Below are 12,997 nucleotides of genomic sequence, written 5' to 3'. Positions count from 1 at the left end.
CGGTGTCAGCGTGCGTGGTTCAGGGCGAGGTCGAGCGCATCGAAGTTGCGCAGCCGGCGGCCGGGGGCGATGCCTTCGACCGGGCGGTTGCAGATCAGCGGCACCTTCTGCTCCGACACACCCCCGTGCGAGCGCAGCGGCACTTCGAGGGCCGACAGGTCGTGGCGGCTGGCGGCCGTGCCGATGACGGTGCTCTGCTCGCTCACCACCACGATGTCGCCGATGCGGTCGGGCGGCAGCTCGAAGCGCTTGGCAGCTTCGGCGCGCGAGAGCACGAGCTCCATGCCCGGGATGCCCTTGATGCGTTCGATCCAGCCCGGCACGCTGGCTTCGTCCGGTGCGTACACGGTGGCGAAGGAACCGAGCGCACCGTGGTGCACCACGTAGGGGTCGGTGATCGGCAGGATCACGCGGGCCTTTTCAGCGCCGTACCAGCCGTCGAGCACGTCCTGCAGGTAGATCACGTTCGGCGAGCCGTCCGCGCCATGCTTGTCGTTCATGCCGTGGTCGGCCGTGAGCACGATGGTCGCGCCCAGCGCGTCGAGCTGCGCGAGGTAGCCATCCATCATTTGGTAGAAGGCATTCGCGGCGGGGCTTCCCGGCGCGGCCTTGTGCTGCACGTAGTCGGTGGTCGACAGGTACATCAGGTCGGGGCGCTGCGACTCCATCAGCTTCACGCCGGCGGCGAACACGAACTCCGAGAGTTCGGCGCTGTAGACCGAAGGCACCGGCATGCCGACCATATCGAGCACGTTGTCGATGCCGTTCTCTTCCATCGTCACCTGGTCCGACTTCTCGGACGAGAAGCAGATGCCCTTCATCTTGTGGCCCAGCAGCTTGCGCAGCTTGTCCTTGGCAGTGACCACGGCCAGCTTGGCGCCCGCGTCGGCAAAGGCCGCGAGCACGGTGCCGGCACGCAGGTACTTGGGGTCGTTCATCATCACTTCCTGGCCCAGCTCGCGGTCGAAGAAGTAGTTGCCGCAGATGCCGTGCACCGCGGGCGGTGCGCCGGTCACGATCGACAGGTTGTTGGGGTTGGTGAACGAGGGCACGACGCAATCGGCGAGCAGGTCGGCACCGTCCTTGCGCATGCGGGCGATGTAGGGCGCCACGCCGGCCGCAATGGCCGCGTCGAGGTACGCCGGCTCGCAGCCGTCCACGCACACGACCACGATCGGACGCGCCATCCAGCGATAGCTCCTGGCATTGACTTCAAGTGTCTCCGGTGTCATTTCAGACTTCCTTTTGGGGTGGGTGGTTCGGGGTAGCGGTGGTGTTGCTGAAGGTGGCCGCATCGCCGTCGATGCGGCCGAAGGCCTTGTGCATGCGCGCGCGGCTGCCGGCCACGTGTTCGCGCAGCGCGCGCCCTGCCGTGTCGGGGTTGCCGCTGGCGATGGCGTCGACGATGTGGCTGTGCTCGTCGGCCGAGACCCGCAGGCCGCCGCCGCTGTCGAGCGCGCGCATTCTGAAAAGGTGCAGCTCCTTGACGAGCCGCTTGTAGGTCTCGGTGAGCTTCTTGCTGCCGGCGGTGTCGAGCAGGATCTCGTGGAACTGCAGGTTGAGTTGCGCGTACTGCTCCACGTCCTGCGCCTGGGCCGCCGAGCGCATGGCGTCGACCATGGCGCGCAGGCGCTCCACGGCGTCGGGCTGGATCGCCAGCGCCACGCGCCGGCCGATGATTTCTTCCAGCGCCTCGCGCAGTTCGTAGATCTCGTCGGCTTCCTCGAACGCGATCTCGCGCACGAAGACGCCGCGGTTCTTCTCGTTGCGCACGAGGCCCGCTTCTTCCAGGGCACGCAACGCCTCGCGGATCGGGCCGCGGCTGGTGTTGAAGCGCTGCGAGAGCTCGCTCTCGTTGATGCGGCTGCCCACGGGGAGCTCGCCCGTCATGATCAAACGCTCGATTTCTTCCTGCATCAGCATCGGCAGCGAGCTGGATTGGAGGAACGCGAGGGCGGCGGAGTGATTGCTGGTGACCATGGGGCGTATTTTCCCGAAGGATCGTCAACTGTCAACAATTTTTTATTGACAGTCATCAATCAGCAACCTACATTGCAAACACCGGATGGCGTTGCCCACCCTCGCGCCGGCGCCAGCCCTCACCCTTCTTCAGTGACAGCCAGCCTTTCAGGAGAAACAGATGACGATGAAACAAAGCACGCGCCGTCTCACGGCCGCCCTGTGTGTTGCGGCCCTCGGCCTCGTGTCCGGCAGTGCGTGGGCGCAAAAGACGCCGCTCCTGGTCTACACGGCGCTCGAGACCGACGCCATGAAGCTCTACAAGGACGCGTTCGAGAAGGCCAACCCCGACATCGAGGTGAAGTGGGTGCGCGACTCCACCGGCATCGTCACCGCCAAGCTGCTGGCCGAAAAAGCCAACCCGCAGGCCGACGTGGTGGCCGGCCTGGCCGCCAGCAGCCTGGCGCTGCTGCAGCAGGAAGGCATGCTGCTTCCTTATGAGCCCAAGGGCTTCAAGGAGCTGAACCCCGCGTACTCCGACGCCACGCGCCCGCCCGCCTGGGTCGGCATGGACGTGTGGGCCGCGACCATCTGCTTCAACACGGTCGAGGCCAAGAAGCTCGGCCTGCCCAAGCCCGAGAGCTGGAAGGACCTGACCAAGCCCGTCTACAAGGGCACGATCTCGATGCCGCACCCCGCCTCCAGCGGCACCGGCTACCTCGACGTGTCGTACTGGCTGCAGAACATGGGCGACGCCGAAGGCTGGAAGTACATGGACGCGCTGCACCAGAACATCGCGCAGTACGTGCACTCGGGCTCCAAGCCCTGCAAGCAGGCGGGCGCGGGCGAGTTCCCCATCGGCATCTCGTTCGAGTTTCGCGCGCACCAGGTGAAGAAGTCGGGCGCGCCGGTCGACCTGATCTTCCCGAAGGAAGGCCTGGGCTGGGACATCGAGGCCACCAGCCTCATGAAGACCAGCACGAAGCTGGCGCAGGGCAAGCGCTTTGCCGACTGGATGGCGAGCAAGGAGGCCAACCAGATCAGCGCGCGCTGGTGGGCCGTGGTGGCCTACCCGGGCGTGGTCTCCAAGCTGGAAGGCATTCCGGACAACTACGAGAAGCTGCTGGCCAAGAACGACCTGAACTGGGCCGCCAAGAACCGCGAACGCATCCTGGCCGAGTGGAGCAAGCGCTACGAAGGCAAGGCTGAGCCCAAATAAGCCCGACGGCATCCCCCGGTTTTCAATTCAAGGGTGCCGCCGCAGCTGGTGACGCCCTCCAACGACGAGTGCGAAAAATGGACATGACCGACACCCGCTTCATCGCCAGCCAGTTGACTCCCACCTCGGCCCCGCCCGCCGCCCTCGAGATCGTCGGCGTTCGCAAGGACTTCGAGACTTTCAGCGCGCTGCGCGACGTGCACCTGCGCGTGAACCCCGGCGAGATGCTGTGCTTTCTCGGCCCCTCGGGCTGCGGCAAGACCACGCTGCTGCGCATCATCGCGGGCCTGGAGACGCAGACCGCCGGGCAGATCCTGCAGAACGGCAAGGACGTCTCGTGGCTCTCGCCGGACAAGCGCGACTACGGCATCGTGTTTCAGTCGTATGCGCTCTTTCCCAACCTGTCGATCGCCGAGAACGTGGGCTACGGCCTCGTCAACAGCCGTGCGAAGCGGGGCGAGATCAAGGCACGCGTCGACGAGCTGCTGAAGCTGGTCGGCCTGCCGACCTCGGGCGCCAAGTACCCGAGCCAGCTCTCCGGTGGCCAGCAACAGCGCGTGGCCCTGGCCCGCGCGCTGGCCACGCGGCCCGGCCTGCTGCTGCTGGACGAGCCGCTGTCGGCGCTCGACGCGCTGGAGCGCATCCGCCTGCGCGGCGAGATCCGCCGGCTGCAGAAGCAGGTCGGCATCACGACCATCATGGTCACGCACGACCAGGAAGAAGCGCTCTCGATGGCCGACCGCATCGTGGTGATGAACCACGGCGTGATCGAGCAGGTCGGCACGCCGATGGAAATCTACGAGCAGCCGGCCACGCCCTTCGTGGCCGACTTCGTGGGCAAGGTCAACGTGCTGCGCGCGATGGCGCTGGGCAACCAGCGCTTCCAGGTCGGCGACATGGAACTGCAGTGCGACGCCTGCGACGGTGCCTTCGAGCCCGGCGACGCGGTCAACCTGTACCTGCGGCCCGAAGACCGCGCGGTGGAACACCTGCGCGAGGACACGCCCAACCGCCTGCAGGCCAAGGTCACGAAGGTCGAGTTCCTGGGCGGCCTGTGCATTGCCGAAGTGACGGCCGACGCGCTGCACGGCCAGACGCTGGGCCTGCACTTCTCGCTGAACCAGCTGCACGACCTGGACATCCGCGAGGGCAACACGATCGACATCGCCCTGCGCGCCAACCGCATCCGCGCCTTTGCCGCGCGCACCGCCAAGCCATGAACACGCTGGCACACCCCCGCCCTGTGCTCGCCGCACGCCCCGCCCTGCGCTGGAGCCGCGACGAGACCATCGCGCGCGCCATCCTGTTCGTGGTGATGGCGATGCTGTTCGTGTTCCTCATCGCGCCGCTGCTGACCATCCTGGCCCACGCGGTGCAGGACAAGAACGGCCGCTTCGTCGGCCTGGCCCACTTCATCACCTACTTCCAGACGCCGAGCCTGCTGCGCGCGGCCTGGAACTCGGTGTGGGTGTCGGCCGCGGTGGTGATGATCTCGGTGCCCACGGCCTTCGTGTTCGCCTACGCGCTCACGCGCAGCCGCATGCCGGCGCCGCTGAAGGCCGTGTTCCGCCTCATCGCGCTGATTCCGCTGCTCGCGCCCTCGCTGCTGTCGGCCATCTCGTTCGTGCAGTGGTTCGGCAACCAGGGCGCGCTCAAGTTCCTGCTGGGCGGCGCCTCGATCTACGGCGCGCCCGGGATCATCCTGGCCGAGGTCTACAACACCTTTCCGCACGCGCTGATGATCCTGGTCACCGCGCTGTCGCTGGCCGACGGCCGGCTGTACGAGGCGGCCACCGCGCTGCGCACGCGGCCCTTGCGCCAGTTCATGACGATCACCCTGCCCTCGTGCAAGTACGGCCTGATCAGCGCGGCCACCGTGGTCTTCACCTACGTGGTGAGCGACTTCGGCGCGCCCAAGGTGATCGGCGGCAACTTCAACGTGCTGTCGGTCGACGTGTTCAAGCAGGTGGTGGGCCAGCACAATTTCTCCATCGGCGCGGTGGTGGGCATGCTGCTGCTCGTTCCGTCGATCATCTCCTTCGTGATCGACTACGTGGTGCGGCGCAAGCTGAAGGCGCAGCTCACGGCGCGCTCGGTGCCCTACACGCCCAAGCCCCGCAAGCTGGCCGATGCGCTGCTCACGCTGTTCTGCACCGTGGTCTGCAGCCTGCTGCTGGCCACCATCGGCATGGCGATCTACACCTCGGCGATCTCGCTGTGGCCGTATGACCTGTCGTTCACGCTCAAGCACTACCACTTCGTGCTGGTGGAGAGCGACATGGCCGCCGCCTACGGCAACAGCCTGCTCGTGGCCATGGTCACCGCGGTGGCCGGCTCGCTCATCGTGTTCGTGGGCGCCTACCTGATCGAGAAGACACGCAATCTGGGCCTCATGCGCAAGGGCATGCACCTGATGGCGGTGCTGTCGATGGCGGTGCCGGGCCTGGTGCTGGGCCTGGGCTACGTGATGTTCTTCAACCATCCGTCCAACCCGCTGAACTTTTTGTACCAGACGATGGCGATCCTGGTCATCTCGATGGTGGTGCACTACTACACCTCGAGCCACCTCACGGCGGTGACGGCGCTCAAGCAGATCGACAACGAGTTCGAGGCCGTGTCGGCCTCGCTCAAGGTGCCGTTCTTCAAGACCTTCCTGCGCGTGACGGTGCCGGTGTGCCTGCCGGCCATCCTGGACATCGGGCGCTACTTCTTCGTGGTGTCGATGGCCAGCCTCTCGTGCGCCATCTTCCTGTACACGCCGGAGACCATCCTCGCGTCGGTCGCGATCATGCACCTGGACGACGCCGGCGACATCGGCCCGGCCGCCGCGCTGGCCAGCCTGATCGTCGTCACCTCGACGCTGGTGTGCATCGCCTACGCACTGCTCACCCGCGTGCTGCTCGCACGCACGCAGGCCTGGCGCAACCTCGGCCGTGGCTGAACGAACACCCCACCTCTCGCCCCTCATTTCCTTTCCCTGCCTGGAGACACCATGAGTCAAGCCGCCCACCCCATCCTGCTCACGCCCGGCCCCCTGACCACCTCGGACCGCACCCGCCAAGCGATGCTGCGCGACTGGGGTTCATGGGACGCCGACTTCAACCAGATCACGGCGCGCATCCGCAAGGAGGTGCTGAACATCGTGCACGGCACGGGCACGCACGAATGCGTTCCGTTGCAAGGCAGCGGCACCTTCTCGGTCGAAGCGGCCATCGGCACGATCGTGCCGCGCAACGGCCATGTGCTGGTGCCGAGCAACGGCGCCTACTGCCAGCGCCTGGCCAAGATCTGCAAGGTGCTCGGCCGCAAGCTCACCACCATCGACTACACCGAAGAGAAACAGGTCTCGCCCGCCGACGTCGACCGCGCGCTCGCGGCCGACCCGAGCATCACGCACGTCGCCGTGGTGCACTGCGAAACCGGCGCCGGCGTGCTCAACCCGCTGCACGAGATCGCGCTGGTGGTCGCCAAGCACGGGCGCGGCCTGATCATCGATGCGATGAGCTCCTTCGGCGCCCTGGAGATCGACGCGCGCAAGACGCCCTTCGACGCCTTGGTCGCCGCCTCGGGCAAGTGCCTCGAAGGCGTGCCGGGCATGGGTTTCGTGGTCATCAAGCGCAGCACGCTCGAAAAGTGCGAAGGCAACTGCCACTCGCTGAGCATGGACCTGTACGACCAGTGGGTCTACATGGAGAAGACCACGCAATGGCGCTTCACGCCGCCCACGCACGTGGTGGCCGCGCTCGACACCGCCATCGCGCAGTACATCGAAGAAGGCGGCCTTCCTGCGCGCGGCGGGCGCTACACGCGCAACTGCAAGGCGCTGGTCGACGGCCTCGCCACGCTGGGCTTCCGGCCCTTTCTCGACCCGGCCATCCAGGCGCCGATCATCGTCACCTTCCATGCGCCCGACGATGCCAACTACAACTTCAAGACCTTCTACCAGGAAGTGAAGAAGCGCGGCTACATCCTCTACCCCGGCAAGCTGACGCAGGTCGAGACCTTCCGCGTGGGTTGCATGGGGCACTTCGGCGACGCGGGCATCCCGGGCGCGGTGGCGGCCATTGCCGACACGCTGAAAGCCATGGGCATCCGGCAGGTGACGGCGGCCGTCGCGGCCTGAAGAAGCTCTGAGCAGACCGGCGCATTGCAGCGCCGGTCCTACAACGCGGGGGTGATGCGCTTCGCATAATGCCCCGCATGACGGTTCTGCGCAGCGACATCCCTGCCCGCCTGGACCGCCTGCCGTGGTCGCGCTGGCATTGGCGCGTGGTGATCGCGCTGGGCGTGGCCTGGATCCTCGACGGCCTCGAGGTCACGCTGGTGGGCTCCATCGGCGCGGTACTGGAGCGGCCCGACACGCTCGGGCTCACGGCCGCAGAAATCGGCTGGTCGGGCTCGATCTACATCGCGGGCGCGGTGATCGGCGCGCTGGTGTTCGGCCGGCTCACCGACCGGCTCGGGCGCAAGAAGCTCTTCCTGCTCACGCTCGTGGTCTACACGCTCGGCACGCTGGCCACGGCCTTCTCCCCCAACTTCGCCTTCTTTGCGCTGTGCCGCTTCGTCACCGGGCTGGGCATCGGCGGCGAGTACGCGGCCATCAACTCGGCCATCGACGAACTCATTCCAGCGCGCGTGCGCGGGCGCGTCAACCTGGCGATCAACGGCAGCTTCTGGATCGGTGCGGCGCTCGGCGCGGCGCTGAGCCTGGTGCTGCTCGATGCGCGCGTGATCGGCCCCGTGTGGGGCTGGCGCGCGGGCTTCGCGCTGGGCGCGGTGCTGGCGGTGGCCATCCTGCTGGTGCGTCGGCACGTGCCCGAGAGCCCGCGCTGGCTCATCGCGCACGGGCGCGCGGATGAAGCCGAGCGCATCGTCGCGGGCATCGAGGCCGAGGTGGCGGCGCAGCACGGGCCACTGCCCGCCGCGCACGGCCACGTGATGTACACCGCCGCGCGCCCCAACAGCCCGTCGATGCGCGAGGTGGCGCGCGTGCTGCTGCGGCGCTACCCGGCGCGCAGCGTGGTGGCGACGGCGCTCATGGTGTCGCAGGCCTTTTTCTACAACGCGATCTTCTTCACCTACGCGCTGGTGCTCACGCGCTTCTACGGCGTGGCCGAAGGCCGCGTGGCGCTGTACATCTTTCCGTTCGCGCTGGGCAATGTGCTCGGGCCGCTGCTGCTGGGCCCGCTGTTCGACAGCGTGGGCCGGCGCAAGATGATTGCGCTGACCTATGTGCTGGCCGGCGTGGGCCTGGCGCTCACGGGCTGGGCCTTCATGCAGGGCTGGCTCGACGCGCGCAGCCAGGCGCTGTGCTGGTCGGCGGTGTTCTTCCTGGCCTCGGCGGCGGCCAGCTCGGCCTACCTGACGGTGAGCGAGGTGTTCCCGCTGGAGATGCGCGCCATGGCCATCGCGATCTTCTACGCCATCGGCATGGGCGCGGGCGGCTTCGCGGCGCCGGTGCTGTTCGGGATGCTGATCGAGACCGGCAGCCGCGGCGCGGTGATGGTGGGCTACCTGATCGGCGCCGTGCTGGTCATCGTCGCGGGACTGCTGGCGTTGCGCTACGCAGCCGATGCGGAGCGCAAGCCGCTGGAGGAAGTGGCGCCGCCGCTGTCGTCGGAAGCGGGCGGCGAACGGCCCTGAAGGCGGCTACAGCGCGCAGGTGCGGAAGCCGAAGAAGCCGTCGTCGGAATCTGGAAGCGCAAAGCCACGACGGCGCGGCGAGCGCAGGCGCGCACGCGTCGCGAACGAGGCGCCGCGCAGCACGCGCGCGCGGCCGAAGGCGGCCACCGGATCGAACTCGCCACCGGCGCTCCAGGGATCGGCCCGGAAGCCCGGCCAGGGTTGCAGCGTGCCTGCCGTCCACTCGTGCACATCGGCCCAGCGAAAGCCGCGCCGCGCGGCCGTGTGGGCGGCGATTTCCCATTCGACCTCGGTCGCGATGCGCCGGCCGGCCCAGCGCGCCCAGGCGTCGGCCTCCCACCAGCTCAGGTGCACGGCGCTGTGGTGCCCGGCCGCGCGCACGGTGACGCCGAAGCGCTGCTGCAGCACCGAGCCGCCCGTGCCGTTGCGCGACACGCCGATCTGCTCCACATGGCGCGGTCCGCGCCGGCCTTCGGTCTGCGCGGCGAGCCAGCGCCAGCCGTCGCTGTGCCACAGTTCCTCGCGGTCGTAGCCGCCGTCGTCGACGAACTCGATGTACTGGTCCCAGGTGACGGGCTGGGCGTCGATCTCGAACTCGGGCACGTCGACGCGGTGCGCCGCGCCCTCTTGCGCGAACAGGAAGCCGCTGTGCTCGGGCAGGCCGAGCTCCCAGCGCGTGGCCGGCAGCAGCAGCGGCTCGCGCGTGACGGCGGTGGGCGGCTGCTCGATGTTCAGCGGCAGGCCCAGCGTCTGCGCCAGCACCACGAGCTGTTCGCCGCGCAGGTCTTCATGGAACAGCGCCAGCCGATAGAAGTACAGGCCGGCATCGGTCTCGGCGGCGTTCTCGAGCAGCTCGAGCGTGCTTTCGAGGGTTTCGAGCAGGTAGGCCTTGGTCTGGCCCAGGCCGGGCAGGTCGGGCGACCAGCAGCGATCGGCCGCGCCCTGGGCCGGGTTCCACCAGTCGTCGGCGTCGGGGTCGATGGCGGCCAGCCGCGTGGGGCGCACGGGGCAGTCGATGCCGAAGGCGCGCTGGGTGTTGCGCCCGATCCACCATTCGGCGAACCAGCCGATGTGGCCCGCCAGCCAGACCGGCGGCACCACGCCCGGCTGCGGCGGCACGCGCATGGCTTCGCCCAGCGCCTGCTCGAACAGGGACAGCAGGTGCAGCGTGTGGTTGCGCGCGTCGATGAGGGCCAGCGAGAGCAGGTCGCGGCCGGCGCGGCGCATGTCGGGGGAGTCGATCGACAGGGGCGGGCTCGCCGCACCGAAGGGCGTCGAAGGCGGCGGGCTCGAAGACATGGGCCATTATGGCGACCGCCCGACAGGCCCTCTGGCGACGCGGATTCCGGGTAAACCCGAGTTTGTGTCAAGGCAATACTAAGGTTCACCGAGATACCATTGCGGGCTTTGCGCGCAGCCCCCACCAGGGGCCGGCGCTTCACCTTGGGCTTCGCGGGAGACACCCCTTGTCTGTATTCCTCAAATTCGCGGCCGTCATGGACTGGGTCAGCGAAAAATTCGGCAAATTTGCCGGCTATGCGGTCTTGGCCGCATCGCTCATCTCGGCCGCCAATGCCTTCGTCCGGTACGGCTTCGACTTCAGCAACAACGCCTTCCTCGAGATCCAGTGGTATCTGTTCGCCGCCACCGTGATGCTCGGTGCGCCGGTCGTGCTGCGCTTCAACGAGCACGTGCGCGTGGACATCATCTACGGCAAGCTCAAGGGCCACGGGCCGGTGTATGTCGACCTGTTCGGCCTGACCTTCTTCCTGCTGCCGGTGATGGGCCTGCTGACCTACCTCACCTGGCCGTTCTTCTGGAACACCTGGGTGTCGGGCGAGATGTCGGGCAACATCGGCGGGCTGATCCGCTGGCCCGCCGCGCTGCTGATGCCCGTGGGTTTCTGCACGATGTTCCTGCAAGGTGTCGCCGAGATCATCAAGCGCATCGCCTACCTGCGCGGACTGATCGAGATGAACACGCACTACGAGAAGCCGGTGCAGTGATGGCGTTCGTCGCGCTTCGCCAGACCGCCCCGACACCGCCCGCACCGCAGGACAAGTAGACATCATGCACATGGAAAATTTCGCCCCGATCATGTTCGCGGGGCTCGTGGTGATCATGCTGATCGGGTTTCCGGTCGCGTTTTCGCTCTCGGCCCTCGGCCTGATCTGCGGCTTCTTCGCCATCGAGATGGGCTGGTTCCCGGCCGGCTTCATGGCCAACCTGCCGCTCAATGTGTTCGGCATCCTGTCGAACGAGACGCTGCTGGCCATTCCGTTCTTCACGCTCATGGGAGCGGTGTTAGAGAAGTGCGGGCTCGCCGAGGACATGCTCGACTCGATGGGCCAGCTCTTCGGCCCGATCCGCGGCGGCCTGGGCTACTCGGTGATCATCGTGGGCTTCATCCTCGGCGCCATCACCGGCACGGTGGCCGGCCAGGTGATCGCGATGGCGATGATCTCGCTGCCGGTCATGATGCGCTACGGCTACAACATGCGCTACTCGACCGGCGTGCTCGCCGCCTCGGGAACCATCACGCAGCTGGTGCCGCCCTCGCTGGTGCTGATCGTCATGGCCGACCAGCTCGGCACCGACGTCGGCCAGATGTACAAGGGCGCCTGGGGCCCGTCGATCCTGCAGGTGGTGATCTTCGCGATCTACACCTTCCTGGTCTCGCGCATCCGCCCGCACTACGTGCCCGGCCTGCCCGCCACGGCGCGCACGCTGCACGGCTGGGCGCTGTGGGGCAAGTGCCTGCGCGGCATCATCCCCTCGGCCATCCTGATCTTCGCGGTGCTCGGCTCGATGGGCGGCCTGCCCTTCATGGACAAGGCCATCGCCACGCCGACCGAGGCCGGCGCCATGGGCGCGGTGGGCGCGCTGGTGCTGGCGCTCATTCACCGGCGCCTGAACTGGGCGCTGATGAAGGACGCGATGGAAGGCACCATGCGCCTCACGGCGATGGTGGTGTTCATCCTGATCGGCTCGCGCGTGTTCTCGCTGGTGTTCCAGGGCGTGGACGGTGCCAAGTGGATCGAGCACATGCTCTCGGGCCTGCCGGGCGGCCAGATCGGCTTCCTGATCGCGGTCAACATCTTCGTGTTCTTCCTGGCGTTCTTCCTCGACTTCTTCGAGATCGCCTTCATCATCCTGCCGCTGCTGGGCCCCGTGGCCCACAAGCTGGGCATCGACATGGTGTGGTTCGGCGTGCTGCTGTGCGTGAACATGCAGACCTCGTTCATGCACCCGCCGTTCGGCTTCGCGCTGTTCTATTTACGGGGCATCGCCGACACCCTGTTCAAGAACGGGGCGTTGCCCAAGAAGGTGGAGTCGCGCGACATCTATCTGGGCGCCGTGCCCTGGGTCGTGATGCAGCTGCTGCTGGTGGCCATCGTGATCTTCTTCCCGCAGACGGTGACCGTGTTCCTCGAGAAGGAAAAGGTCGTCGACATCGAGAAGGTCAACCTCGACATGCCGGTCGACCCGAACGCGCCGCCCGCCACCGACAACGGCGTGAACATGGAAGACCCGTTCGGCAACCAGAAGACGCCCGAGGAAACGCCGGCGCCGGCGGCCCCGGCGGCGGGCGAAGCCTCCAAACCGTGAGCGACGCCCGCCCCGGCGACGCCCCGAACGACCACCCCGCGACGACAGAAGGCGGCCCGCTCGAAAGCGCCGCCTTCCCGCCGCTGCTGCGCACGCTGGCAGTGGTGCTGGTGGTCGATCTCTTCGCCTTCGCGCTGTGGAGCCTGCCGTCGCTGCGCACCACCAGCTGGTCGGCCACCAGCCTGTTCGTCTTCGGCGTGGCGGGCCTGTGCGTGATCTGGGTCGGCTACTGGATCGTCTACAGCCGCACCCGCCTCGAAGGCGACGTGCTGACGCAGACCTGGCTGTGGAACAAGCGCGTGAGCGCGCAGGACGTGGCGCAGCTCAAGCTGGTGCACATCCGCATGCTCGAGCGCGTGATCGCGCCGCGCCTGCTGGTGCGCCGGCGCTTCGGCGGCATCACCTGGTTCCATGCCTACGATCCGCAGGTGCTGATCGCGTTCGGCGAGCAGGTGGCGATGCGCACGCTGCCGTCCGCGCCACCGCCCTCTCCCGACCCCGCGTCCAAATGAAAAAAGCCCCGCCGAAACCGGCGGGGCTTTTTTTCTTGTGAGGTGCGAAGCGCCG

General features: G+C 67.4%; 11 protein-coding genes. 8 read left to right on the top strand and 3 right to left on the bottom strand.

From position 1 onward, the window contains the following. Nucleotides 1–5: 5 nt before the first annotated feature. Both phnA and AC07OX_RS09265 read right to left on the bottom strand, forming a co-directional pair. Nucleotides 6–1,232 carry a phosphonoacetate hydrolase gene (gene phnA, locus AC07OX_RS09270; protein ID WP_307694431.1) on the bottom strand — a complete coding sequence of 409 codons (1,227 nt, stop codon included), beginning with the start codon at nucleotides 1,230–1,232 and terminating at the stop codon, nucleotides 6–8. Between the two features lies 1 nt (nucleotide 1,233). Continuing rightward, entirely contained in the window at nucleotides 1,234–1,980 is a 747-nt protein-coding gene (locus AC07OX_RS09265) for a phosphonate utilization associated transcriptional regulator (protein ID WP_495260544.1), read from the bottom strand. A 160-nt stretch (nucleotides 1,981–2,140) separates the two neighbouring features. Between AC07OX_RS09265 and AC07OX_RS09260 the strand changes: the two genes are divergently transcribed. From AC07OX_RS09260 to AC07OX_RS09240, 5 genes are all read left to right on the top strand, one after another. Then, nucleotides 2,141–3,178 carry a putative 2-aminoethylphosphonate ABC transporter substrate-binding protein gene (locus AC07OX_RS09260; RefSeq protein ID WP_495260545.1) on the top strand — a complete coding sequence of 346 codons (1,038 nt, stop codon included), beginning with the start codon at nucleotides 2,141–2,143 and terminating at the stop codon, nucleotides 3,176–3,178. A 77-nt stretch (nucleotides 3,179–3,255) separates the two neighbouring features. After that, complete coding sequence (locus tag AC07OX_RS09255) at nucleotides 3,256–4,398, top strand: putative 2-aminoethylphosphonate ABC transporter ATP-binding protein (protein WP_070061828.1); 1,143 nt, start codon at nucleotides 3,256–3,258, stop codon at nucleotides 4,396–4,398. Beyond that, a complete protein-coding gene (locus tag AC07OX_RS09250) occupies nucleotides 4,395–6,119 on the top strand; it encodes a putative 2-aminoethylphosphonate ABC transporter permease subunit (protein ID WP_495260546.1) in 1,725 nt (574 codons plus the stop codon). The genes AC07OX_RS09255 and AC07OX_RS09250 overlap by 4 nt, the downstream gene beginning before the upstream one ends. A 51-nt stretch (nucleotides 6,120–6,170) precedes the next feature. Next, nucleotides 6,171–7,301 (top strand): 2-aminoethylphosphonate--pyruvate transaminase, encoded by a 1,131-nt coding sequence (locus AC07OX_RS09245; protein ID WP_495260547.1) that lies wholly within the window; start codon nucleotides 6,171–6,173, stop codon nucleotides 7,299–7,301. Between the two features lie 77 nt (nucleotides 7,302–7,378). Continuing rightward, entirely contained in the window at nucleotides 7,379–8,821 is a 1,443-nt protein-coding gene (locus AC07OX_RS09240; protein WP_495260548.1) for an MFS transporter, read from the top strand. A gap of 6 nt (nucleotides 8,822–8,827) precedes the next feature. On the opposite strand, the gene AC07OX_RS09235 is transcribed toward AC07OX_RS09240, so the two are convergent. Further along, nucleotides 8,828–10,120 (bottom strand): SUMF1/EgtB/PvdO family nonheme iron enzyme, encoded by a 1,293-nt coding sequence (locus AC07OX_RS09235; protein ID WP_070061824.1) that lies wholly within the window; start codon nucleotides 10,118–10,120, stop codon nucleotides 8,828–8,830. Between the two features lie 167 nt (nucleotides 10,121–10,287). Here AC07OX_RS09235 and AC07OX_RS09230 point away from each other — a divergent pair, with 167 nt between their 5' ends. The 3 genes from AC07OX_RS09230 (at nucleotide 10,288) to AC07OX_RS09220 (ending at nucleotide 12,942) form a co-directional block, all read left to right on the top strand. Beyond that, nucleotides 10,288–10,827 carry a TRAP transporter small permease subunit gene (locus tag AC07OX_RS09230; RefSeq protein ID WP_495260549.1) on the top strand — a complete coding sequence of 180 codons (540 nt, stop codon included), beginning with the start codon at nucleotides 10,288–10,290 and terminating at the stop codon, nucleotides 10,825–10,827. Nucleotides 10,828–10,891: 64 nt separating this feature from the next. Next, nucleotides 10,892–12,430, top strand: coding sequence for a TRAP transporter large permease (locus tag AC07OX_RS09225; protein WP_070061822.1), 1,539 nt, complete (start codon nucleotides 10,892–10,894; stop codon nucleotides 12,428–12,430). Continuing rightward, complete coding sequence (locus AC07OX_RS09220) at nucleotides 12,427–12,942, top strand: hypothetical protein (protein ID WP_495260550.1); 516 nt, start codon at nucleotides 12,427–12,429, stop codon at nucleotides 12,940–12,942. Before AC07OX_RS09225 ends, AC07OX_RS09220 begins: the two co-directional genes overlap by 4 nt. The last annotated feature ends 55 nt before the right edge of the window (nucleotides 12,943–12,997 follow it).

Source organism: Variovorax sp. GW821-FHT09D07, from assembly GCF_059416345.1.
The sequence above is the reverse complement of the archived record's forward strand: the minus strand, read 5'-3'. Positions and strand labels throughout refer to the sequence as shown.

What these genes read in the sequence shown, in the direction of transcription:
- phnA (WP_307694431.1), bottom strand. Translation starts at nt 1,232, where the DNA reads ATGACACCGGAGACACTTGAAGTCAATGCCAGGAGCTATCGCTGGATG.
- AC07OX_RS09250 (WP_495260546.1), top strand. Translation starts at nt 4,395, where the DNA reads ATGAACACGCTGGCACACCCCCGCCCTGTGCTCGCCGCACGCCCCGCC.
- AC07OX_RS09255 (WP_070061828.1), top strand. Translation starts at nt 3,256, where the DNA reads ATGGACATGACCGACACCCGCTTCATCGCCAGCCAGTTGACTCCCACC.
- AC07OX_RS09245 (WP_495260547.1), top strand. Translation starts at nt 6,171, where the DNA reads ATGAGTCAAGCCGCCCACCCCATCCTGCTCACGCCCGGCCCCCTGACC.
- AC07OX_RS09260 (WP_495260545.1), top strand. Translation starts at nt 2,141, where the DNA reads ATGACGATGAAACAAAGCACGCGCCGTCTCACGGCCGCCCTGTGTGTT.
- AC07OX_RS09240 (WP_495260548.1), top strand. Translation starts at nt 7,379, where the DNA reads ATGACGGTTCTGCGCAGCGACATCCCTGCCCGCCTGGACCGCCTGCCG.
- AC07OX_RS09265 (WP_495260544.1), bottom strand. Translation starts at nt 1,980, where the DNA reads ATGGTCACCAGCAATCACTCCGCCGCCCTCGCGTTCCTCCAATCCAGC.
- AC07OX_RS09235 (WP_070061824.1), bottom strand. Translation starts at nt 10,120, where the DNA reads ATGTCTTCGAGCCCGCCGCCTTCGACGCCCTTCGGTGCGGCGAGCCCG.
- AC07OX_RS09225 (WP_070061822.1), top strand. Translation starts at nt 10,892, where the DNA reads ATGCACATGGAAAATTTCGCCCCGATCATGTTCGCGGGGCTCGTGGTG.